We start from the raw sequence: 21,698 nt of genomic DNA, 5'->3' as shown, positions 1-21,698 counted from the left end.
GTGCGTGGACGTGTCACCGAAGTCGAAGGTCAGGGTCTCCCACGCCCCGGCGACTGTGGTGAACGCATCCGTCTCGACGTTCTGCCCCGGGTTGGCGGCGTTCTCGGCTTTGATCCGCACCCGCACGCCCGCAGCGGGGCTGTAGACCCGCATCGCCATCCGGGTCTGTGTTGCCGTGAACGGGATGGTGTCGACGGACAAGTTCGCACCGGTGGACACCGTGGATCCCGCCGTCGCCGACGCCGTGACGGCCTTGGACACCGTGGCGACCTTGTTCGTGCCACCGGCCGGGTCGGCCACGACTGCGCCACCGTTGTTACCGAAATCGGTCAACGTGTACGTTTTCGCGGGGTCATCGAAGGTGATCGCCCAGGACGGCGGCGGCGGCGGCGTTGAGGTCGTGTTGTAGGCCTGCTGCGCGGCGGTAGCGGTGGTGTTCGCGTTGCCGGCCAGATCCGTGAACGTGCCCGCGGCCACGCTGACCCGGGCGGTTCCCGTCGAGTCGGCCGGAGGCGAAACCACGAGGGTCGCGTGAGTGGCATCGACGCGAACGAACGCGCCGTCGGTGCCACCGGTGGTCACGATGTCATCGGCGGTGAAGCTGGTGCCGACGTCCCTGTTGAACGCGAACGCGAACGTCACATCACCGGTCGCGGTTGCGGTCGGGACATTGTCCGTGATTGCGAGCGTCAGCGGGGTTGTCGTGTTGAACCCCTGCTGGGCGCTGGCGGCCGCGGTGTTGGCCGTGCCGGGCAGGTCGGTGAACGTGGCCTCGGCCATGCTCACGTTGATGGTTCCACTCGAGTTCTCAGCGGGCGGCACAACCAGGGTGGCCGTTTTGGCATTCACGCGGGTGAAGGATCCCCTCGAGCCACCGGTGACGACGATGTCGTCGGCGGTGAAGCTGCAGACATCCTCGCTGAAGGTGAAGGTGAAGGTGACCTTGCCGGTTGCCGTGTCGCCGTCGACGTTATCGGTGATGGCGACCGTGGGCGGCGTAGCGTCGTCCGAGGGATAGAGGACCACGCAACTGGGAATCCCGACTCCGGCCGAGTTCACCGCCAGGCCCTTGTCGTTGATGACGTGGTCAAGGGTTCCGGCACCGAGCTGGACGCTCAGCAGGTTGTGCATCTTCACGCCCGGCTTGCGGGGCACCTCGAAACCGACCGAGGCGTGGATGGTGGGATCGACGTTGTTGAAGACGTAGCTGCCACCGCCCCACAGCTCGTTCTTGGTGACCGTGTCGGCGACCTTGTAGCCGGCCCAACCGAGGACGCCGTCGTGCTGCCAGGCTGCCTGGTTGGGGGCGTCATAGGGGAGTTCGTTCTGGAAGAAGACTGTTCTGCCGTTCTCCCCGTTCCAGATGACGTTGTACTGCTGGTAGTGCTCGACGAAGAGTCCGGTGGCGGTGACGTTGTCGCCATTGACGATGACGCCGTTCTGGCCGGTGTTGATGTCCCAGCCGACGCTGCCGGGCCTGCCGTGATCGGCACGCCAGGCCCAGATGTCGTCGAGGATGGTGTTGTCGTTGTTGACCTCCAGGCTGACGGTCGCCTTGCCCACGTGCGGTCCCCCGACGCGGAAGAAGACGTCCTGCAGGGCGGTCGGGTTGGCCGCACTCGTCGTCCCCCGATGGCCCGTCTTGGTGCCGATTTTCAGCAGCACCGGTGAGTTCATTGTTCCCGCATCGATCGTGATGCCGGCGATGTCGATGCCTTGAACGTCGGCGGTGCTCATCACGACGGCACCGTTCACGGCCGTCAAGGTGGCCAGGCCCATGCCCAGCACCACGGTGTTCGCGTTCTTGACCGTGATCGTCTTGTCGACGTCATAGACCCCGGGCGTGAATAGCAGGTTCAGGCCTTTGGCGAGCTTGCTGTTGATGGCGGACACCGAGTCGGACGGCTTGGCGACGAAGAACTTGGACAGCGCGATCGCGCGACCGGGCGTGGGCCCGTTCTCCCAGGTGGTTCCGGTGTAGTTGGTGCGGGGAGCCGGCATGAAGACCTGCCACGCGCCCGCGGAATCGATGAAGAGGTAGGGCTTTTCCTTGCTGGCCGGGCTCTTGGCGAGGGTGGTGTACGGCGGGTCGGGGTAGGACTGCGCGGGGGCGCCCTGCACTCCGGCGAACACCTGGTTCCAGACCCCGTTCGACCAGGCACCGATGCTGCTGTCCCGCACCAGATACTGCTGCTGGGAGCCGTTGATGATGTCGCCGGTCTTGGAATCGGCGATGAAGCCGCCGCTGGCGTACTGCGGTCCGTCGGTGCAGTAGTCCATCAGGGATAGTTTGCCGCCGGTGATGTTCACCCGACGCATCGGCGAGGCCTGCGATGCAGCCCAGAAGTTGGTTCCCGCCCGGCAGCCGTCCCCGCCCGTGACGTTGATCGTGAGGTTCGACACCGAACGCCAGAAGCTGTCCAGGGCGAAGCAGCCCGTCTCCGGCCGGCACCGGTTGTAGACGTCGACGTGGCCGTTGATTGTGACATCCGTCGGTGAAGCGCCCAGGCCCGCCACCTCGGTGTAATAACCGACCTGAATGATGAGGGGTTTCTCGGCGCTGCCGTAGATGCCCGGCTTGAACAGGAGGGAATAACGGTTCGTTCCCATTTCGTCATTGACCTGGGTGTCCCTGATGGCATCGACCGTGGCCTGGATGTCGGCTACGGGCATGCTGGGATCGAAGATCTTGACGTTCGGGCCGAAGTCCGGGGCGGCCACGGGCGGCGGCTTGGCCGGCGCGGCGAAGGCCGCATCGGGGACCAGCCCTGTTCCGGCAGTCAGGACGCCCAGCAGCACGGCAACGGCGCCGGCAACCAGCCGCGTGCGGAGGCGAGAAGGCCTCCCGATCGGAGGCCTTGGGGCAACCTGCCCCGTTCGGAAAATGGATAGCGACATTGCTCGTCCTGCTCTCTGTGGAGGTCGCGGGCTCCGGTTTGCGGCTGAGACAACAGCGTGAGAGCGCTCCCACGCGAGAGTGTAACACCCCCATCCGGGGCTAGGCAAGAGCTTTTCGCCGAGCCCGGAGTGCGGGCAGGCCGCAGCGCGGGCTGGGTCAGCGGGCGGGATGGGTCAGCGGGCGGGCTGGGTCAGCGAGCGGGCTGGGTCAGCGAGCGGCGGGCGGCGACGGATGCCGGTGCGCCGTAGCGAGCGCGGCCGCCGCGAACGCCGTGGCCGTGCCGCGTGCCCGGAGGCTGACCCGGCTGCCGACGACGGTGCCGGTGGTGCCGTGCTGCCGCACGTGCACGATGGTCTCCGGGCTGCCGGGCACGTGCAGCCGCACGGCCAGCTGCACCTCGGCTCCGTAGAAGTCGACCGCCTCGACCTGGCCGGTGCAGGCTCCCGTGCCGGTTCCGTCGGCGTCGCAGGGCTCCACCACGATCTGCTCGGGGCGGAGCATGATGCAGGCATCCCCGTGCAGGGTGGTCGGGGCGACGCTGACCTGGCCGAGGGCGCAACTGGCGACCCCGTCACCGATGCTGGCCGGCAGCACGACGGCGTCGCCGAGGAACCGGGCGGTGAACAGGTCGACCGGCCGCCAGTAGACTTCCCGCGGCGAACCGACCTGGCCGAGGTGGCCGTCGCGGAGCACCGCGAGCTGGTGGGCGAAGCTCATTGCCTCGGCCTGGTCGTGGGTGACGAGCACCGTGGTGATCCCGGCGCGCTCGAGGGTGTCGGCGACGATGTCGCGGGTGGCGGCGCGCAGCCCGGCGTCGAGGGAGGAGAACGGTTCGTCGAGCAGCATCACCTTCGGGCGGCGGGCGAGCGCGCGGGCCAGGGCGACGCGCTGCTGCTGGCCGCCGGAGAGCTCGTCGGGGCGGCGGTCGGCGAAGCCCGGGTCGAGCGAGACCATGCCGAGGAGTTCGGCGACGGCCTTCTTGCGCTCCCGGCGGGTGCCGCCGCGGAGGGCCGGGCCGAGGCCGAACGCGATGTTCTGCCCGACCGTGAGGTGCGGGAACAGGGCGCCGTCCTGGGCGACGTAGCCGATCTCGCGCCGGTGCGCCGCGACCTGGGCGCCGGGACCGGCGACCAGGCGGCCGTTGACGGTGATCGTGCCGGCATCCGGAAGCTCGAATCCGCTGATCAGGCGGAGCAGCGTGGTCTTGCCGGACCCGGAGGAGCCGACGATGACCGTGCGGCTGCCCTCCGGCACGGTCAGGGAGACCCGGTCGAGGATGGTCGTGCCGCCGAAGCTCTTGCTGACCCCGGCGAGCTCGATCGCGGCCCGGCCGGCCGGCATCCGCTCGGCCGCTGCGCCCGCACCCGCACCCTCGGCCGCACCGGCTGCCGCACCGGCGGCCACACCGGCGGCCGCACCCTCGGCCGCACTGGCCAGGTCCACGTCGGTCACGAGACGCTCGTCAGGCGGGAGCGGGCGAACAGGAGGTAGGTCACGGGGAGGCTGAGTGCGATCATCAGCAGGGCATAGGGGGCGGCGCCGACGTAGTTGATGTCATTCACTTTCGACCAGAATTGGATCGCCAGGGTGCGGGTGCCGTTCGGGGCGAGCAGCAGGGTGGCCGTCAGCTCGGTGACGATCCCGAGGAAGACGAGCGCGCCGGCGGCGAGCGCGGACGGGGCGAAGAAGCGGGCGGTGACGCTCAGGAACGCGCCGATCGGGTGCTTGCCGAGCGACCGGGCGGCCTCCTCCAGGCCCACCGGCACCTGGGCGAGCCCGGCCCGCAGGTTCACGAGCGCCCGCGGCAGGAACATCAGCAGATAGGTCGCGATCACCAGCACCACGGACTGGTAGAGCGGCTGCACGAAACGGATGCTCACCGTCACCAGGGCGAGCGCCGTCACGATGCCGGGCAGGGAGCTGGTGAGGTAGTTGACCGACTCGAGGCCGCGGGCGAGCCGACTGGGGTAGCGTACGGCGAGGAACGCGATCGGGAAGGCGAGCAGGCAGGTGGCGACAGCGCCGATCAGGCCGTAGCCGACGGTCTGCAGGAAGGCTTCGCCGACGACTCCGTCGGCCCAGACCGCGGGGCCGCCCTGCACCAGCCAGCGGAGCACGCTGGTGAACGGCACGCCGATCGAGAGCACGAACAGCCCGCCGAGCACCAGGTAGCCGAGCGGCGTGAACCGGCCGAGGGAACGGCGCGGGGCGGGGCGGGCCACGCCGGAGCCGATCCGGGCGTAGCGGGCCCGGCCCCTCGCACCGGACTCGCCGACGAGGAGGAAGAGGCAGCAGAGCACGAGCACGCCGGCGAGGGCGTTCGCCGCCGGGCCGTTGAAGGTGGACCGGTACTGCTCGACGATGGCCGTGGTGAAGGTGTCGAAGCGCACCATCGCGAAGGCGCCGTACTCGGCGAGCAGGTGCAGGCCGACCAGCAGAGACCCGCCGAGGATCGGCAGGCGCAGCTGGGGCAGGATCACCCGGAAGAAGACGCCCCATGCCCCGCTGCCGAGCGAACCGGCCGCCTCCTCCACGGTGGGGTCCAGCCGCCGGAGCGCCGCCGCGCAGGGCAGGTAGACCAGGGGGAAGTAGGAGAGGGTGGCGATCAGGACGCCCGACCAGAGACCGTTCAGCGACGGGATGGCGCTCACCCAGCCGTAGCTGTTCACGAACGCCGGAACGGCGAGCGGCGCCGCGAGCAGCACGGCGAAGACGCGCGCGCCGGGCAGCGAGGTGCGGCCGACCAGCCAGGCCGCGCCGACCCCGATCGCCGCGCAGAGCGGCACCGTGATCAGGACCAGGCCTACCGTGTTGACCAGGAGCTCGCCGACCCGGGGCCGGAACACCAGCGCCGAGAGTTCAGGCCAGCCGGTGAGGATCCCGGTGACGATGACATAGCCGAGCGGGAGCAGTCCGAGCAGCGAGACCGTGCACGCCACGGCGACGATGAACGGGGAGGGGCACCGGCCCACCCGGCCGACGGCATCCGTGCGCTCCGGACCCGCGTCGGCCGCCGGCCCGGCCGGGCGGAGGGACGCCGGATCCGGGCGCTCGGGCGCCGGGCTCGCGGGTGGCAGGGTGACGGACATCACTATCGAGTTTACAGAAGCCCGGCCTGGGTCATCAGATCGGTGACCTTGGTGCTGTTCAGCTTCGACGGGTCGATCTTCGGCGCGTCGAGGTCGCTGATCGGCAGGAGCGCGGGGTTCGCGCTGACCCCGTCGGCGATGGGGTATTCGAACGAGGTGCCGGTCTGCAGGATGGTCTGGCCGGCCTTGCCGGTGATGAAGGCGAGGAACGCCTGCGCAGCCACCGGGTTGGGGCTGGACTTCAGCACGCCGCCGCCGGAGAGGCTGAGGAAGGCGCCCGGGTCCTGGTTCTTGAAGTAGTGCAGCTTGGTGCTGTCGCTGTTCTCGCCCGTGCCGGCCTGGTCGCCGAACCAGTAGTAGTGGTAGATCACGCCGCCGGGGATCTCGCCCGCGTTGATGGCCTTCATCACCGTGCTGTTGCCCTTGTAGACGACGGTGTTGCTCTTCATCGCCGTGAGCCAGGCGCTCGTCGCCGACTCGCCCTTGACTGCGAGCATGGCGCTGACGATGGCCTGGAAATCGGCGCCCGACGGGGAGGCGGCCCAGCGGCCCTTCCAGCTCGGGTCGGCCAGGTCGAGCAGCGACGCGGGCAGCTGGTCTTCGGTGAGCAGGGCCGGGTTGTAGGCGAACACGGTCGAGCGGGCGGCGATGCCGGTCCAGTTGCCGGAGCTCGGCTGGAACTGTGCGGGCACCTGGGCGAGCGTGTCGGCATCGACCGCGGTGAAGAGCCCGGCGTTGTCGACGAGGCTGATCGCCGGGGAGTTCTCGGTGAGGAAGACGTCGGCCTTCGATGCCGACCCCTCCTGCACGAGCTGGTTGCCGAGCTCGGAGTCGTCGCCGTTGCGCAGGGTGACCTTCACCCCGGTCTCCTTCGTGAACTCGTCGGCCCAGGCCTGGGTGAGCTCCTCGTGCTGCGCGTTGTAGACGGTGATCGAGCCGGACGGCTTGCCGCCGGACGATGCCTCAGGGCCGGATGCCGCGCCGTTCCCACTGCAGGCGGTGGCGCCCAGCACGGTCACTCCGGCGATGCCGGCAATCATGGCCCATCTGCGTGTCAGTCTCATCGTGTCGCGTGCCCCATCTGTCGTGCGGGCATCGCCCGCGGTATTAGGTAAGCCTACCCTAATTCATCGACGAGTTCGTCGAGGTGCGTGTCGTGGAGCCGAGCGCCCCGGCGAACAGGCCGAGTTCGTGTTCGGCGACCGTGCGCACGAGCCCGCGCAGCGACCCGGCATGGCCGTAGCGCACGATGGCGTGGGCGTTCAGCCCGTCGATGATGCCGAGCAGCTGCCAGGCGACCGCGTCGGGATCGGCGGCGGTGAACTCGCCGGCGGCGACCCCCGAGCGGAGGAGCCCCGAGACGAAGGCCTGCCAGGCATCCATCTGCACGCCGACCTCGACGGCGAGCGCCGGGGTGCGCCGGCCGAGGCTCCAGGCATCCAGCCAGAGCGCGGTGACCGGGCTGCGCTCCGGTCCGAGCAGGGAGTCGATCAGGGCGCCGAGCGCGGCAACCGTGCTCGGGCACGGCGCCAGCTCCTCGGCGACCTCGCCGATTTCGGCCGAGACGATGGCGCCGAAGGTGTCGGCGACCAGCACATCCATGCTCGGCTGGTAGTGGCTGACCAGTGCAGGGGTCACCCCGATCCGGGCGGCGACGCCGCGCAGGGTGATGCCGGCCAGGCCGTCGGCCAGGGCGATCTCCCGGGCCGCTCCGGCGATCTCCGCCGCGCGGTCGGCCGGCGACTTGCGGCGGGCGCCTGGCCGAGGTTCGCTCTGGACGGTTGACATGGAACCTCAGTGTATATAGCTTTGCTTCTACCTTGTTGATCGCACGATCAACTAATCCCCGCAGCCCCACCGGAGAACTCATGCGCCTCATCCTTGCCCCCGGCATCGCCGTTCCGCTCACCCGCGTCGCCCCCGCGGTCTCGCCCCCGCTGCGGGTCGCGCTCGTGCAGCATCGGTGGCACGCGGACCGGGCGGCGCTCACCGCGGAGCTGGCCGACGGCATCCGTCTGGCCGCCGCGGAGGGCGCCCGGGTCGTGTTCCTGCCCGAGCTGACGCTCTCCCGCTACCCCGGCAACGAGCGGGCCACGGGCGTCCCCAAGCTCGGCGCCGAGGACCTGCTGACCGGGCCGACGTTCGCCTTCGCGGCGGCCCAGGCCCGCGAGCACGGCGTCGTCGTGCACGCCTCGCTCTACGAACGCCCGGACGACTCCGACGCCCCGGCCGACCCGCGCGGCTACAACACCGCGATCCTGGTCTCGCCGGCCGGCACGCTGCTCGGCCGCACCCGCAAGCTGCACATCCCCGTCACCGAGGGCTACTACGAGGACACCTGGTTCCGGCCGGGCCCGGCGGAGGACGCCTACCCGGTCTACGCGCCGGACGAGCTCGACGGCGCCCGCCTGGGCCTGCCCACCTGCTGGGACGAGTGGTTCCCCGAGGTGTCGCGGCTGTACGGCCTGGCCGGCGCGCAGCTGCTGGTCTACCCGACGGCGATCGGCTCCGAGCCGGGGTTCCCGGCCTTCGACACCCAGCCGATCTGGCAGCACGTGATCGTGGCCAACGGCATCACCAGCGGCCTGTTCATGGTCGTGCCGAACCGGCACGGCGACGAGGGCGACCTCACCTTCTACGGCTCGTCGTTCATCTCCGACCCGTACGGCCGCGTGCTCGTGCAGGCGCCGCGGGACGAGTCGGTCGTGCTGGTGGCCGACCTCGACCTGGCCCAGCGGGAGGAGTGGCTCGCGCTCTTCCCGTTCCTCGGCACCCGCCGGCCCGACAGCTATGCCGGGCTCACGGCGCCGGTCGACCGGGCGCGCCCGTTCGGCGCGGCGGGGTCCCCCACGGGCATCGACGCGGCAGCCGGGGCCCGGTCGTGACCTGGCGGATGCCTGCGGAGACGGCACCGCAGGACCGCGTCTGGATGGCATTCCCCGCGTCGGCCTACACCCTGGGCGACGACGCCGGCTCGGCCGCGGAGGCCCGCCAGGCCTGGGCCGACGTGGCGCACGCCGTGCTCGAGTTCGAGCCGGTCACGATGGTCGTCGACCCGGCCGAGGCCGACGCGGCCCGCCGCTACCTGTCCGCGGCGGTCGAGATCGTCCAGGCGCCGCTCGACGACGCGTGGATGCGCGACATCGGCCCGAGCTTCGTGCTCGGCGAGGCTGGGCCCGGCGCCGCTGGGCCCGGCGCCGGCACGCTCGGCGCGGTGGACTGGACGTTCAACGGCTGGGGCGGCCAGGACTGGGCGCGCTGGGGCAAGGACGCCGAGATCGGCCGCCTGGTCTCGGGATTGTCGGGGGCCACGGGCATCCCCTCGTCGCTCGTGAACGAGGGCGGCGGCATCCAGGTCGACGGGCTGGGCACGGTGCTGGCCACCCTGAGCGTGCAGCTCGACCCCGGGCGCAACCCGCTCGCCGACCGGGCCGCGGTCGAGGCCGAGCTCGCGCGCACGATCGGGGCCACCCACGTGGTCTGGCTGCCGCGCGGGCTCACCCGGGACCAGGAGCGCTACGGCACCCGGGGCCACGTGGACATCGTCGCGGCGATCCCGTCCCCCGGCACGCTGCTGGTGCATTCGCAGGACGACCCGGCGCATCCCGACTACCAGGTCAGCCGGGAGCTGCGGCGGGTGCTCGCCGAGTCGACGGATGCCGCGGGCACCCCCTGGACGATCGTCGACCTGCCCGCCCCGGCCGTGCTGCGCGATTCGGAGAGGTTCGTGGACTACAGCTACGTCAACCACCTCGTGGTGAACGGGGGTGTGATCGCCTGCAGTTTCGGCGAGGAACGCGCCGACGAGGCCGCACGGGAGATCCTTGCCGCCGCCTACCCCGGCCGGAGCGTGGTCGCGGTCGAGGCGCGGCCGCTGTTCGCGCGCGGCGGCGGCATCCACTGCATCACGCAGCAGCAGCCGTCCGTCCCGGCCTGACGCTGCCGGCCTCCACGGTGCCGAGCGCTCCACTTCCGCCGCGACGCTCCTGGTGCACCTGGCGCGGAACGGCGCAAGTGGCGCGCTCACCCGCTGAGGCCTGGCCGCGGCATCCGCGGACACGGCGCGATCACGTCACGGATACGGCGCGGACACGGCGCGGGCGGCTATCGGGTCAGCGCGGGGGCATCCGGATGGCGCCGTCGAGCCGGATCGTGTCGCCGTTGAGCATCGGATTCTCCACGATGTGCCGCACCAGCGCGGCGAAGTCGGCCGGGTCGCCCAGCCGGGCCGGGTGGGGTACCGATGCCGCGAGCGACTCGCGCACGCTCTCCGGCAGCCCTTGCAGCAGCGGGGTGTCGAAGATGCCGGGTGCGATGGCGACCACCCGGATCAGCGAGCGCGCGAACTCACGGGCGAGCGGCAGGGTCATCGCGGCGACCCCGCCCTTCGACGCCGCGTAGGCGGCCTGCCCGATCTGCCCGTCGAAGGCCGCGACGGAGGCCGTGTTGATGATCACGCCGCGCTCCGGGATGCCGGCCGGCCCGCCGGGGTGCGACACGACGGCCTCGGCTGTGTCGATGCCGGTGCCGGTGCCGGTGCCGGTGCCGGTGCCGGTGCCGGAGCCCGCACCCGAGCCGATGCCCGCGGCGCCGACCGGGTCGGTCGCCTGGATCGCGGCCGCGGCCAGTCGGATCACGTTGAAGGTGCCGACGAGGTTGATCCGGATCACCCGGTCGAAGTCGTCGAGCGGCAGCGGTCCGTCCCGGCCGACCGTGCGGTGCCCGGGGGCGATGCCCGCGCAGTTGACCACGATCCGCAGCGGTCCGAGCCCGGTCGCCGCGTCGACGGCGGCCTGCACGTCCTCGGCGCGGGTGACGTCCCCGGCGACGAACCGGGCCGGGCCGCCGAGCGCGGCGGCGGCCTGCTCTCCCGCGGAGCCGGGCAGGTCGAGCAGCACGACCGCCGCGCCGGCCGCGGCGAGAGCGCGGGCGGTCGCCAGGCCGAGGCCGGATGCCGCGCCGGTGACGAGCGCGGAGCATCCGTCGATGCGCATCAGAGCCTCTCGATGATGGTGGCGTTGGCCATGCCGCCGCCCTCGCACATGGTCTGCAGGCCCCACCGCCCGCCGGTGAGTTCGAGGTGGTTGAGCAGGGTGCCGAGCAGCCGGGTGCCGGACGAGCCGAGCGCGTGCCCGAGGGCGATTGCGCCGCCGCGCGGGTTGAGCAGGGCCGGGTCGGCGCCCATCTCGCGCAGCCAGACGAGCGGGACGCTGGCGAACGCCTCGTTGACCTCGTAGGCGTCGAGGTCGTCGATGCCGAGGCCGGAGCGTTCGAGGATGCGCCGGGTCGCCGGGATCACCCCGGTCAGCATGAGTTTCGGGTCGCTCCCGGTGACCGCGAAGCTGTGGAACCGCGCCCGCGGGTTGAGCCCGAGCCGGGCGGCCCGCTTCGCGCTCATGATCAACGCCGCGGAGGCCCCGTCGGTGAGCGGCGAGGAGTTGCCCGCGGTGATGTGCCAGTCGAGCTTCGGGAACCGGGCGGCCAGCGCGTCGGTGCGGAACGCCGGCGGCAGTGCGGCGAGGGAGTCGAGGGTGGTGCCGGGGCGGATGGTCTCGTCCTCGGTGACGACCCGGCCGTCGGGGAGGGTCGTCGGCCGGAGCTCCCCGTCGAAGTCGCCGCGGTCGGCCGCGGCGGCGGCGAGTCGGTGCGAGCGGGCGGCGAAGGCATCCAGCTCGCCGCGGCCGAGCCGCCACTGCTGGTTGATCAGTTCGGCCGAGACCCCCTGGTTGACCAGGCCCTGCGGGTAGCGGGCGTGCATCAGGGCGCCGTGCGGGTCCAGGCCGGGACCCTCGGTGCCGGGGTCCTGCCCCGGCCTCGGCCTCGCGCCGAGCGAGGAGCCCAGCGGCACCCGGCTCATCGATTCGACGCCGCAGGCGATGACCACGTCGCAGCTGCCGGACATGACCGCCTGCGCGGCGAAGGCTGCGGCCTGCTGGCTCGAGCCGCACTGCCGGTCGATGGTGGTCCCCGGCACGGATTCGGGGAACCCCGCGCTCAGCAGTGCCGTGCGCACCACGTTGTAGCTCTGTTCGCCGACCTGGCTGACACAGCCGCCGATCACATCCTCGACGAGCGCCGGGTCGAGGCCGTTACGGCTGACCAGTTCGCGCAGCACGCCGGCCAGCAGGTCGGCCGGGTGCACACCCGAGAGGGCACCCCCCGGCTTGCCCCGGCCGGACGCGGTGCGCACGACATCGACGATGACAGCATCATTGCTCATGCCCTCAGCCTAGGCTTCCGCGCCGACGCCGCGTCGTCCGCGCGCGTCGCCCCCTGCCGACCCGCCCCGCGAGTGTGGCCAACTCAGGAGATCCGGCGCGGCATCCGCGCACCGCCGCACTGGTCCGGGGGCGCGGACGCGGCCGCCCCCCGGAATTCCTGAATTAGCCACGGGGGTTGTGCCTACTCGGGCGTCAGGAGCCGCGGGTCGGCTGGGGCGGGTCGGCCGCGGGTCAGCCAAGGGCGGGGTCGGCCAGGGCCGGTCGGCCAGGGCCGGTCAGCCAGGGCCGGTCAGCCGGGGGCCGGTCAGCCGGAGAGCGCCCACATGGCGACGGCACTGGCCGCGGCCACATTGAGCGAGTCGATGCCGTGCTTCATCGGGATCTGCACGATGCTGTCGGATGTCGCGAGCGCGTCGCCGGTGAGCCCCTCACCCTCCGCGCCGAGCAGCAGGGCCAGCCGCTCGTGCTCGGCGCCGCGGAAGTCGCGCAGGCTCACGGCATCCTCGGCCAGGGCGAGGGCTGCCACGTGGAAACCGTGCCGGTCCAGCAGGGCGCGGGTGCTCGGCCAGTCGCCGACCCGGGTCCACGGCACCTGCAGCACGGTGCCCATCGACACCCGGATCGCCCGGCGATAGAACGGGTCGGAGCAGCGCGGCGTGACCAGGATCGCATCCGCACCGATCGCGCCGGCCGAGCGGAAGATCGCGCCGACGTTGGTGGGGTCCGACACGTTCTCGAGGATGACGATCCGGCGGGCGCCGGCGAGCAGGACGTCGGGGGCCGGAAGCTCGGGCCGGTGCATCGCCGCGATCACCCCGCGGTGCAGGATGTACCCGGTCAGCTCCGCGAGCAGCTCGCCCGGGCCGACGAAAACGGGCACGTCCTCGCCGACGAGAGCGCGCGCCTCGTCGACGGTGTTGCCGAGCGCCAGCACCGACCGCGGCCGATGCCCGGCCCGCAGCGCACGCTGCAGAACCAATGCCGATTCGGCTATATACAGGCCGTGCTCGGTTCCACGCGCCTTCTTCAGGGCGACATCGGTCAGATGGGCGTAGTCGACCAGCCTCGGATCGCTGAGGTCGCTGATCTCGATGACGGGCATCCGCAAAGTCTAGCCGCGGGCCCGCCGGCCCCGGCCCGAGCGGGCGCAACGGTGGCCAACTCAGGGGATCCGGGAACAGACGGGCAACCCGGCCCCGGACCAGTGCGTCGAATCCCGGATGCTGCCGCAGTTCTCCTGAGTTAGCCCCCCGCTCCCGTGCACGGCCGGTCGATGGGTCGGTGGGGACCGGGGCAGGGGGCGGCGCCCTCCTAGTCGAGGAAGGGATCGGGCAGGAGCGTGTACTTGGTCGAGAGGTACTCGTGGATGCCCTCGAGCCCACCCTCGCGGCCCAGGCCGGACTGCTTGACCCCGCCGAACGGCGCCGCCGCGTTGGAGAGCACGCCGACATTCAGGCCCATCATGCCCGTGTGCAGGCGTTCGATCATCCGGTGCCCGCGGGCCAGGTCCTGGGTGAACACGTAGCCGACCAGCCCGTACTCGGTGTCGTTGGCGAGCCGCACGGCCTCGTCCTCGTCGCCGAACGTGGAGATCGCCAGCACCGGCCCGAAGATCTCTTCACGCAGGATGTCGCTGCCCGGCGCGACGCCCGAGAGCACCGTGGGCTGGTAGAAGGTTCCGTGCCCGGCGATGGCGGACCCGCCGGTCAGCAGCGTCGCCCCCCTGCCGAGCGCGTCCTGGACGAGCGTGTCGGCCTTGTCGATGGCGGCCTGGTTGATCAGCGGGCCGATGGTGACGCCGTCCTCTGTGCCGCGGCCGACCGTGAAGTCGGCGACCTTCTCGGTGACCCGGCGCGCGAATTCGTCGGCGATGGACTCGTGCACGATGAACCGGTTCGCCGCGGTGCAGGCCTGGCCCACGTTGCGGAACTTCGCGGCGATCGCGCCGGCGACGGCCTTGTCCAGGTCGGCGTCTTCGAAGACGACGAACGGGGCGTTGCCGCCGAGCTCCATCGAGGTGCGCAGCACGCCCTGGGCGGACTGCTGGATCAGCTTCTGCCCGACCGGCGTCGACCCGGTGAAGCTGAGCTTGCGCAGGCGCGGGTCGGCGATGATCGGCCCGGACACCGCGGCCGACGTCGAGGTCGTGATCACGTTGACGACCCCGGCCGGCAGACCAACCTCCTCGAGCAGCCGCACGAAGAACAGGGTGGTCAGCGGGGTCAGTTCGGCGGGCTTGATCACGACGGTGCAGCCCGCGGCGAGCGCCGGGGCGATCTTGCGGGTCGCCATCGCGAGCGGGAAGTTCCACGGGGTGATCAGGAAGCACGGCCCGACCGGGTGCTGGGAGACGATCATCCGCCCGGTGCCCTCCGGGTTGGTGCCGTAGCGGCCGGTGACGCGCACGGCCTCCTCGCTGAACCAGCGCAGGAACTCGCCGCCGTAGGCCACCTCGCCGTACGCTTCGGCGAGCGGCTTGCCCATCTCGATGGTCATCAGCAGGGCGAACTCCTGCTTGCGCTCCTGCAGCAGGTCGAAGGCCCGGCGCAGGATCTCCCCGCGCACCCGGGGCGGGGTGGCCGCCCAGCCGGCCTGCGCTGCGACGGCCGCGTCGAGGGCGGCCGCGCCATCCGCGACGCCCGCGTCGGCGATCGTCTTGATGACCTTGCCGGTGGCCGGGTCGTGCACGGTCAGGGTGGCCCCGTCGGCGGCGGGCACCCATTTCCCGTTGATGAACAGCTCGTTGGGTACGTGCTGGAGCAGTTCGGCTTCGGTGACATGCGTCATAGGGTCTCCCATACTTGTGTGTGCCCGTCGAGCGACGGTCGAATTCTATCCAAGGCAACGTGGTCGGGGCAGCAGCCCGGGTTCACCCCCAGGGCAGCGGCAGGAGCATGCCGGCGGCCATGGCGGCCATCGCCAGCGCCATGCTCACCTGCTGGGTCGCCTCCAGCCTGTCAGCAACACCGGCTCCCCGCCACCCGGCGCGGTGTTTCGCCGCGCGCACGGCGCGCACGGCGGCGGCCGCCAGGGCGACGGATGCCGCCACCACCAGCCAGCCCAGCAGCACCGCGCCGCCGGTCCACGCCGGCCCGTGCCCGGAATGCCCGGCCGCGGACACCGCCGTGCCGGCGGCCGATACCGACGCCCCGGCGGCCGACAGCCCGGGCGCTGACGCGGCCGCCGCATTCCCGCCGTCGGCGCCACCACCCGCCGCCGTGCCCGGCAGCATCCCGGCCCACATCACGGCCATCAGCAGCAGCGCCGCCGCGTGGTGCGCCGCCGCGACCCGTCGGCGCCGGTCCAGCAGTGCGAGGAGGGCCGCCCCGACCAGCAGAGCGGCCCAGGCCAGGGGGCTGAGCAGGTGGGCATCCGGCCGGACCATGTCGAACGTGGACGCCGCCATCACCACCATGGCCGGTGCCGCCGCGGCGCTGCGCCCCGGCGTGCGGAGCGCCGCGAGCGCGCAGACGGCAGCGAGGCCGGCCGCACCGGCGGCGGCGGCCAGGCAGACGGAGACCCAGATCGCGCTCATTGAGCACCACGCTAGGCCGGTCCACCCGGTCCGTGTTGATTCTCGGCGCACGGCTGCGGCGGGCCGGCGCACGACCGCGCGCACACCCCCGCCCGCGTCCGGTTGCCCGGCGCAGCCCACCCTCCGCTCCGGGTCGCTGCGGCGCGGGGCCAACTCAGGAAGACTGCCTGGCCGACCGATCGCCGCCCGCGGACCAGTCCGGCCGCCGACTCGCCGTCCCGTCATTCTCCTGAGTTAGCGGCACCCGAGACCTCGCCGGGGAGGCGGATGCGAGAATGGCGACGTGTCGATGCAACCCAGCCAGGCCGGCGCGAGCGCCGCGCCGCACTCGCAGACCCTCTCCCGCGGCATCCGCGTGCTCGAGATCCTGGCCGACGCCGACTCCCCGCTCACCATCGCCGAGGTCGCCGCCGCCCTCGGCGTGCACCGGTCGATCGCCTACCGGATTCTCCGCACCCTCGAGGACCACGGCGTCGTGGTGCGGAACGCCGCCGGCGCCGTGCGCCTGGGCCCCCGGATGGCCGCGCTCGCCCGCGGGGTGTCCCGCGACCTGCAGGCCGCGGCGCTGCCCGAGCTGACCAGCGTCGCGAACGAGTTCGGGATGACGGCCTTCATCGCCGTGCTCGACCGGGTCGAGGTCGTCACCCTCGTCAGCGTCGAGCCCCGGCAGGCGCACGCGACGGTGGCCCAGCGGCCGGGGACGCGGCATCCGCTCGCCGCCGGTGCGCCGGGGATCGCCATCCAGTCGCTGCTCTCCTCAGCCCAGTGGGCCGAGCTCGGCGGCGACGCCGGCCGGCGGGCGGAGGCCTCCGCCCTCGGCGCCCCGGGTTTCGCGACGAGCCACGACGAGGTCATCCCCGGCCTGGCCTCCGTCGCCGTTCCGCTGTCCGTGCCGGGCGAACCGCCCGCCGCCCTCGCCGTGGTCTACCTGGCCGGGGCGCGTGAGCCCGCCGAGCTCGGCGCCCGGCTCGGCCTCGCCGCCGCGGCGATCGCGGCACGGATGCGCTAGCCCGGCCAGGCGCGCAGGTCACGGTCCCGCGTCGGTTCGGCCCCCTGCCACACATAATATACGATTTGTGATATGGTCCTCGCAGATCGTGACGCACCATCTGGGCACCGCCCGTGCACCACCGCTCGACTTTCCCCGCACCGAATACAAGGGAGTATTCCATGGCTCTGACGCATGAACCAACGACGACGAACGCGAAACGACTCGAGGAACGACGCGTCCTCGTCGGCACCATGGTTGGGACCACGATCGAGTGGTACGACTTCTTCATCTACGCGCAGGCCGCCGGCCTCGTACTGGCCGGCCTCTACTTCGCCCCGCTCGGCAGCGACAACGCCGCACTCGCCCAGCTCGTCGCCTGGGCGTCGATCGGGATCAGCTTCCTGTTCCGCCCGCTCGGCGCGATCGTCGCCGGGCACCTCGGCGACCGGCTCGGCCGCAAGGCCATGCTCGTGGTCACCCTCGTGATGATGGGCGCGTCGACCGTGCTCATCGGCGTGCTGCCGACCTACGCGCAAATCGGTGTCGCGGCTCCGCTGCTGCTCATCCTGCTGCGCATCCTGCAGGGCTTCTCCGCCGGTGGCGAGTGGGGCGGCGCCGCACTCATGTCGGTCGAGCACGCGCCGGACAACAAGCGCGGCTTCTTCGGCGCCTACCCGCAGATCGGCGTGCCGTCCGGGCTCATCCTCGCCACCGGAGTCATGCTCGTCGTGACCAACTCGATGACCGAGGAGGCATTCCTCGCCTGGGGCTGGCGGATCCCGTTCCTCCTGTCCGTCGTCCTGATCGGGATCGGCTACATCATCCGTCGCTCCGTCAACGAGAGCCCGGTCTTCACCGAACTCCAGGAGCGCAAGAAGGAATCCGCCGCACCACTGAAGGAACTCTTCGCGCACAACTGGCGCCAGGTCGTGCTCACCGCCCTCATCTTCATCGCCAACAACGCCGCCGGCTACCTGCTGATCGCCTTCTTCTCCTCCTACGCCACGAAGCCGGCCGAGGCCGGCGGCCTCGGCATGGAGCGCTCCCCGGTGCTGCTGGCGAGCACGGTCGCTGCGGTCTTCTGGCTGGCGGCCACGATGTTCGGCGGGATCCTGTCTGACCGGATCGGCCGCATCCGCACCTTCCAGATCGGCTACGCCTGGCTCTTCGCCTGGGCCATCCCGATGTTCCTGCTGATCGACACGAAGAACATCGTCCTGTTCGCGGTCGCCCTGGTCGTGCTCGCGGTCGGCCTCGGCCTGTCCTACGGCCCGCAGGCCGCGCTCTATGCCGAGATGTTCCCGGCCCACGTGCGCTACTCCGGCGTGTCGATCGGCTACGCCCTCGGGGCCATTCTCGGCGGGGCCTTCGCCCCCCTGATCGCCCAGCTGCTGCTCGATGAGACCAGCTGGTCGCCCTCGATCGGCATCTACATCATGGTGCTCGCCGCCATCTCCTTCGCCGCGGTCTCCGTGGTCAAGGAGACGCGCGGGGTGCACCTCGGGGTGTCCGCCCGCGACTAGGGCAGACGGCAATGACGGGGCAGGGGAGCGGCGGAAACGCTGATCCCCTGCCCCGCCGTTTGCCCACGTTGTGCCGCCGTTGTGCCGCCTGCCCAGATCGTATATGATTTGATACATGCCGGTCGAGAAGGCCGGCGGCCACCAGCACCGCAGGCTTCAACACCGCAAGCACCAACACCGCAGGCTTTCAACACAGAGGAGTGTGGGATGAGCGACACCATCGCATCCGCCGTCGAGGCGCTCGTCGGTGCCCGGCCCGGCAAGGTCATCGCCGTGCACATCAACTACCCCAGTCGAGCCGCGCAGCGGGGACGGGTCCCGGCCCAGCCGTCGTACTTCCTGAAGCCCGCCAGCTCGCTCGCCCTCTCCGGCGAGATCGAACGCCCGGCCGGCACCGAGTTGCTCGCCTTCGAGGGGGAGATCGCCCTGATCATCGGCCGGACGGCCCGCCTGGTCGACCCCGTCGAGGGCTGGAACGCGGTGGCCGGGGTCACCGCCGCCAACGACTTCGGCGTCTACGACCTGCGTCACGCCGACAAGGGCTCCAACCTCCGCTCCAAGGGCGGCGACGGCTTCACCCCGATCGGGCCGGCCGTGCTGCCGGCCGGCGAGGTCGACCCGGCGGCCCTGCGCATCCGCACCTGGGTCAACGGCGTCCTCGCCCAGGAGGACACCACCGGCACCCTGTACTTCCCGTTCGGCCGGCTCGTCGCCGACCTCTCCCAGCTGATCACCCTCGAACCGGGCGACATCATCCTGACCGGCACTCCCGCCGGCGCCTCGGTGCTGCGGCCGGGCGACGTCGTCGAGGTCGAGGTCGACGCCCCGACCATACCGACGCCATTGTCCACGGGCCGGCTCCGCACCGTCGTCGTCGACGGCACCGTCCCGCTGGCCGGCTACGGCGCCGCACCCCAGGTCGATGACCTGCAGCGCACCGAGGCCTGGGGCTCGGCGGAGGCCGCCGGGCTCGCTCCGGAGGCTCCCGCATTCACGCTCACCGCCACCCTGAAGGAACGCATCAACAGCGTCGGCACCGCCACCCTGAGCGCCCAGCTGCGCAAACGCGGCCTCAACAACGTGTCGATCGACGGTCTCCGCTCGACCAGGCCCGATGCCCGCCTCGTCGGCCGGGCGCGCACCCTGCGCTATCTGCCGAACCGGGAAGACCTGTTCGAGTCCCACGGCGGCGGCTACAACGCCCAGAAACGCGCCTTCGACTCGCTCGGGCCCGACGACGTGATCGTGATGGAGGCCCGCGGCGAGCGCGGCACCGGCACCGTCGGCGACATCCTCGCCCTGCGCGCCCAGGTTCGCGGCGCGGCCGGGATCGTGACGGATGGCGGCGTGCGCGACCTCGCGGCCGTCAGCGCCCTCGCCATCCCCACCTACCATGCCGGCGGGCACCCGGCGGTGCTCGGCCGTCGCCACGTGCCGTGGGACACCGACCTGGCGATCGCCTGCGGCGGCGCCGCCGTGCAACCGGGCGACGTGATCGTCGGCGACGCCGACGGCGTTCTCGTCATCCCGCCGCACCTGGTCGAGGAGGTCGTCGCCTCCGCCATCGAGCAGGAACGCGAGGAGGCCTTCATCGCCGAGATGGTCGCCGCCGGCCACGGCGTCGACGGGTTGTACCCGATGAACGCGGACTGGAAGGCCCGCTACCGGCACTGGCAGGAGGAGAAGTGATGACGGTTTCCCCGGGTTCGGCCGCCGACGGCCTGAGCAAGGCCCAGCTGGCCCACCAGTGGATCAGGTCGCGGATCAGTGACGGCACCTACAGTCCCGGCTACCGCCTGGTGCTCGGCCAGATCGCCCGCGAACTCGACGTCAGCGCGGTTCCCGTGCGGGAGGCCATCCGCCTGCTCGAGGCGGAGGGCCTGGTCACCTTCGAACGCAACATCGGCGCGCAGGTCGCGATGCTCGACGCCACGGAGTACGTGCACACCATGCAGACGCTCAGCCTGGTCGAGGGCTACGCCACGGCGCTCTCCGCGCCCGTGCTCGACGCGGACACGCTCCAACGCGCCCGGCGGATCAACGCGGAGATGGCCGACTGCCTCGACCATTTCGACCCGGTCAGCTTCACCCGGCTGAACCTGGAGTTCCACTCCACCCTGTTCGAGGCCTGCCCCAACCCGCACTTGCTCGACCTCGTGCACCGCGGCTGGAGCCGGCTGAGCGCCCTCCGCGACTCCATCTTCAGCTTCGTGCCCGGCCGCGCCCACGAATCCGTCGCCGAACACACCGCGCTGCTCGACCTGATCGAGAACGGCGCGGACGCCCTGCAGGTTGAGCTCGCCGCCCGCAACCACCGCCTCGGCACCCTCGACGCCTTCCTCACCCGCCAGAAGTCCCCTTCCGCCCCCTAACAGCCGCAACTGTTCCCGTACCGGACATCTGTTGCCCGCACACCGGGAACATCCGTCCGATTCGGCAACAGTCGCGAACGCATCCGTTGCCCTCGAAAGGAAGAACAATGAAGTTCCGCAGTGACCCCAGCCAGATCAGGGGCTCCATCGCGCCCCTGATGACGCCGTTCACGGCCGACGGCGCGCTCGACCATGCCGGCCTGGCCAACCTCGTCAACTGGCAGCTGGCCTCCGGCACCCACGGGATCTCGCTCGGCGGGTCGACCGGGGAACCGAGCTCGCAGAGCATCGCCGAACGCGCCGCCGCGATCCGCACCGTGGCCGAGACCATCGGCGACCGGGTTCCGTTCATGCCCGGCACCGGCTCGGCGAAACTCGACGAGACCCTCGAGCTGACCGCCGCCGCGCGGGACGCCGGCGTGGACGCCGCCCTGATCATCACCCCGTACTACGCCCGGCCCACCCAGGAGGCCCTCTACGTCTGGTACAAGACGGTGGCCGAGGAGTTCCCCGACCTGCCGATCGTGGCCTACAACGTGCCCAGCCGCACCGCCGTGGACATCGCCCCAGAGACCATCAATCGGCTCTACCGGGACTTCGACAACTTCGTCGGGGTCAAGGAGACCACCAAGGACTTCGAACACTTCTCCCGGGTGCTGCACCTCTGCGGAAAGGACCTGCTGGTCTGGAGCGGAATCGAGCTGCTCTGCCTGCCGCTGCTCGCGCTCGGCGGCGTCGGCCTGATCAGCGCCACCTCCAACATCGCCCCCGTCGCCCACGTCGAGCTGTACAACGCGTGGATGGCCGGCGACCTCGCCCGGGCCCGGGAGATCCATTACGGCCTGCACCCCCTCGTCGACCTGCTCTTCGTCGAGACCAACCCGGCACCGGGCAAGTGGGTGCTCGAACAGCGCGGCCTGATCGCCTCGGGGTTCGTGCGCCCGCCGCTGATCACCCCCACGGATGCCGGCCTCGTCACCATGAAGAAGTTCCTGGCCGCCGGCGAAGCCTACCTCTCCCCCGTCGACGGTTTCACGATCGACGGCCACACCCCGGCAGGAGCCTGAC

17 protein-coding genes are annotated in these 21,698 nt (G+C 71.4%); 7 read left to right on the top strand and 10 right to left on the bottom strand.

Annotated elements, in window-relative coordinates; translation table 11 throughout:
* The 5 genes from E3O32_RS17830 to E3O32_RS16785 all read right to left on the bottom strand — a co-directional run.
* Positions 1–2,799 (bottom strand): Ig-like domain-containing protein (locus E3O32_RS17830; RefSeq protein ID WP_420898118.1); only part of this gene is annotated, 2,799 nt, incomplete at its 3' end.
* A 307-nt stretch (positions 2,800–3,106) separates the two neighbouring features.
* Complete coding sequence (locus E3O32_RS16805; RefSeq protein WP_241975076.1) at positions 3,107–4,351, bottom strand: ABC transporter ATP-binding protein; 1,245 nt, start codon at positions 4,349–4,351, stop codon at positions 3,107–3,109.
* Positions 4,348–5,988: an ABC transporter permease gene (locus E3O32_RS16795; RefSeq protein ID WP_134510979.1), complete on the bottom strand. Its 1,641-nt coding sequence runs from the start codon at positions 5,986–5,988 to the stop codon at positions 4,348–4,350. The genes E3O32_RS16805 and E3O32_RS16795 overlap by 4 nt, the downstream gene beginning before the upstream one ends.
* An 11-nt stretch (positions 5,989–5,999) precedes the next feature.
* Positions 6,000–7,028 carry an iron ABC transporter substrate-binding protein gene (locus E3O32_RS16790; protein WP_241975075.1) on the bottom strand — a complete coding sequence of 343 codons (1,029 nt, stop codon included), beginning with the start codon at positions 7,026–7,028 and terminating at the stop codon, positions 6,000–6,002.
* A gap of 82 nt (positions 7,029–7,110) precedes the next feature.
* A complete protein-coding gene (locus tag E3O32_RS16785; RefSeq protein ID WP_134510977.1) occupies positions 7,111–7,776 on the bottom strand; it encodes a TetR/AcrR family transcriptional regulator in 666 nt (221 codons plus the stop codon).
* A gap of 80 nt (positions 7,777–7,856) precedes the next feature.
* Between E3O32_RS16785 and E3O32_RS16780 the strand changes: the two genes are divergently transcribed.
* Both E3O32_RS16780 and E3O32_RS16775 read left to right on the top strand, forming a co-directional pair.
* The gene (locus E3O32_RS16780; protein ID WP_134510976.1) at positions 7,857–8,873 is read left to right on the top strand and encodes a nitrilase-related carbon-nitrogen hydrolase; all 1,017 of its coding nucleotides are present in this window, start codon (positions 7,857–7,859) and stop codon (positions 8,871–8,873) included.
* A gap of 8 nt (positions 8,874–8,881) precedes the next feature.
* Positions 8,882–9,925, top strand: coding sequence for an agmatine deiminase family protein (locus E3O32_RS16775; RefSeq protein WP_198417590.1), 1,044 nt, complete (start codon positions 8,882–8,884; stop codon positions 9,923–9,925).
* A 175-nt stretch (positions 9,926–10,100) separates the two neighbouring features.
* On the opposite strand, the gene E3O32_RS16770 is transcribed toward E3O32_RS16775, so the two are convergent.
* From E3O32_RS16770 to E3O32_RS16750, 5 genes are all read right to left on the bottom strand, one after another.
* Complete coding sequence (locus E3O32_RS16770; RefSeq protein WP_134510974.1) at positions 10,101–10,982, bottom strand: SDR family NAD(P)-dependent oxidoreductase; 882 nt, start codon at positions 10,980–10,982, stop codon at positions 10,101–10,103.
* Entirely contained in the window at positions 10,982–12,208 is a 1,227-nt protein-coding gene (locus E3O32_RS16765) for a thiolase family protein (RefSeq protein WP_134510973.1), read from the bottom strand. Before E3O32_RS16765 ends, E3O32_RS16770 begins: the two co-directional genes overlap by 1 nt.
* A 305-nt stretch (positions 12,209–12,513) precedes the next feature.
* Complete coding sequence (locus E3O32_RS16760) at positions 12,514–13,311, bottom strand: TrmH family RNA methyltransferase (protein WP_134510972.1); 798 nt, start codon at positions 13,309–13,311, stop codon at positions 12,514–12,516.
* Positions 13,312–13,520: 209 nt separating this feature from the next.
* Entirely contained in the window at positions 13,521–14,996 is a 1,476-nt protein-coding gene (locus E3O32_RS16755; RefSeq protein ID WP_134510971.1) for an NAD-dependent succinate-semialdehyde dehydrogenase, read from the bottom strand.
* An 82-nt stretch (positions 14,997–15,078) separates the two neighbouring features.
* Positions 15,079–15,744, bottom strand: a complete 666-nt coding sequence (locus tag E3O32_RS16750; protein ID WP_134510970.1) for a hypothetical protein — start codon at positions 15,742–15,744, stop codon at positions 15,079–15,081.
* Between the two features lie 289 nt (positions 15,745–16,033).
* Between E3O32_RS16750 and E3O32_RS16745 the strand changes: the two genes are divergently transcribed.
* The 5 genes from E3O32_RS16745 (at position 16,034) to dapA (ending at position 21,697) form a co-directional block, all read left to right on the top strand.
* Entirely contained in the window at positions 16,034–16,753 is a 720-nt protein-coding gene (locus tag E3O32_RS16745) for an IclR family transcriptional regulator (RefSeq protein WP_134510990.1), read from the top strand.
* Positions 16,754–16,914: 161 nt separating this feature from the next.
* Positions 16,915–18,258, top strand: coding sequence for an MFS transporter (locus E3O32_RS16740; protein WP_134510969.1), 1,344 nt, complete (start codon positions 16,915–16,917; stop codon positions 18,256–18,258).
* Positions 18,259–18,465: 207 nt separating this feature from the next.
* Complete coding sequence (locus E3O32_RS16735) at positions 18,466–19,947, top strand: fumarylacetoacetate hydrolase family protein (protein ID WP_134510968.1); 1,482 nt, start codon at positions 18,466–18,468, stop codon at positions 19,945–19,947.
* Positions 19,947–20,630, top strand: a complete 684-nt coding sequence (locus E3O32_RS16730; RefSeq protein ID WP_134510967.1) for a GntR family transcriptional regulator — start codon at positions 19,947–19,949, stop codon at positions 20,628–20,630. The genes E3O32_RS16735 and E3O32_RS16730 overlap by 1 nt, the downstream gene beginning before the upstream one ends.
* Before the next feature lie 107 nt (positions 20,631–20,737).
* Positions 20,738–21,697: a 4-hydroxy-tetrahydrodipicolinate synthase gene (dapA, locus tag E3O32_RS16725; RefSeq protein ID WP_134510966.1), complete on the top strand. Its 960-nt coding sequence runs from the start codon at positions 20,738–20,740 to the stop codon at positions 21,695–21,697.
* Position 21,698 lies beyond the last annotated feature (1 nt).

Origin of the sequence: Cryobacterium mannosilyticum (assembly GCF_004402705.1) — a bacterium.
Taxonomy (GTDB): Bacteria; Actinomycetota; Actinomycetes; order Actinomycetales; family Microbacteriaceae; genus Cryobacterium; species Cryobacterium mannosilyticum.
Note: the sequence above shows the minus strand (reverse complement) of the source record. Positions and strands in the feature narration are given on the sequence as shown.

What these genes read in the sequence shown, in the direction of transcription:
- E3O32_RS16730 (WP_134510967.1), top strand. Translation starts at nt 19,947, where the DNA reads ATGACGGTTTCCCCGGGTTCGGCCGCCGACGGCCTGAGCAAGGCCCAG.
- E3O32_RS16765 (WP_134510973.1), bottom strand. Translation starts at nt 12,208, where the DNA reads ATGAGCAATGATGCTGTCATCGTCGATGTCGTGCGCACCGCGTCCGGC.
- E3O32_RS16795 (WP_134510979.1), bottom strand. Translation starts at nt 5,988, where the DNA reads ATGTCCGTCACCCTGCCACCCGCGAGCCCGGCGCCCGAGCGCCCGGAT.
- E3O32_RS16780 (WP_134510976.1), top strand. Translation starts at nt 7,857, where the DNA reads ATGCGCCTCATCCTTGCCCCCGGCATCGCCGTTCCGCTCACCCGCGTC.
- E3O32_RS16735 (WP_134510968.1), top strand. Translation starts at nt 18,466, where the DNA reads ATGAGCGACACCATCGCATCCGCCGTCGAGGCGCTCGTCGGTGCCCGG.
- E3O32_RS16760 (WP_134510972.1), bottom strand. Translation starts at nt 13,311, where the DNA reads ATGCCCGTCATCGAGATCAGCGACCTCAGCGATCCGAGGCTGGTCGAC.
- dapA (WP_134510966.1), top strand. Translation starts at nt 20,738, where the DNA reads ATGAAGTTCCGCAGTGACCCCAGCCAGATCAGGGGCTCCATCGCGCCC.
- E3O32_RS16745 (WP_134510990.1), top strand. Translation starts at nt 16,034, where the DNA reads ATGCAACCCAGCCAGGCCGGCGCGAGCGCCGCGCCGCACTCGCAGACC.
- E3O32_RS16785 (WP_134510977.1), bottom strand. Translation starts at nt 7,776, where the DNA reads ATGTCAACCGTCCAGAGCGAACCTCGGCCAGGCGCCCGCCGCAAGTCG.
- E3O32_RS16775 (WP_198417590.1), top strand. Translation starts at nt 8,882, where the DNA reads ATGCCTGCGGAGACGGCACCGCAGGACCGCGTCTGGATGGCATTCCCC.
- E3O32_RS16790 (WP_241975075.1), bottom strand. Translation starts at nt 7,028, where the DNA reads ATGATTGCCGGCATCGCCGGAGTGACCGTGCTGGGCGCCACCGCCTGC.
- E3O32_RS16750 (WP_134510970.1), bottom strand. Translation starts at nt 15,744, where the DNA reads ATGAGCGCGATCTGGGTCTCCGTCTGCCTGGCCGCCGCCGCCGGTGCG.
- E3O32_RS16770 (WP_134510974.1), bottom strand. Translation starts at nt 10,982, where the DNA reads ATGCGCATCGACGGATGCTCCGCGCTCGTCACCGGCGCGGCATCCGGC.
- E3O32_RS16740 (WP_134510969.1), top strand. Translation starts at nt 16,915, where the DNA reads ATGGCTCTGACGCATGAACCAACGACGACGAACGCGAAACGACTCGAG.
- E3O32_RS16755 (WP_134510971.1), bottom strand. Translation starts at nt 14,996, where the DNA reads ATGACGCATGTCACCGAAGCCGAACTGCTCCAGCACGTACCCAACGAG.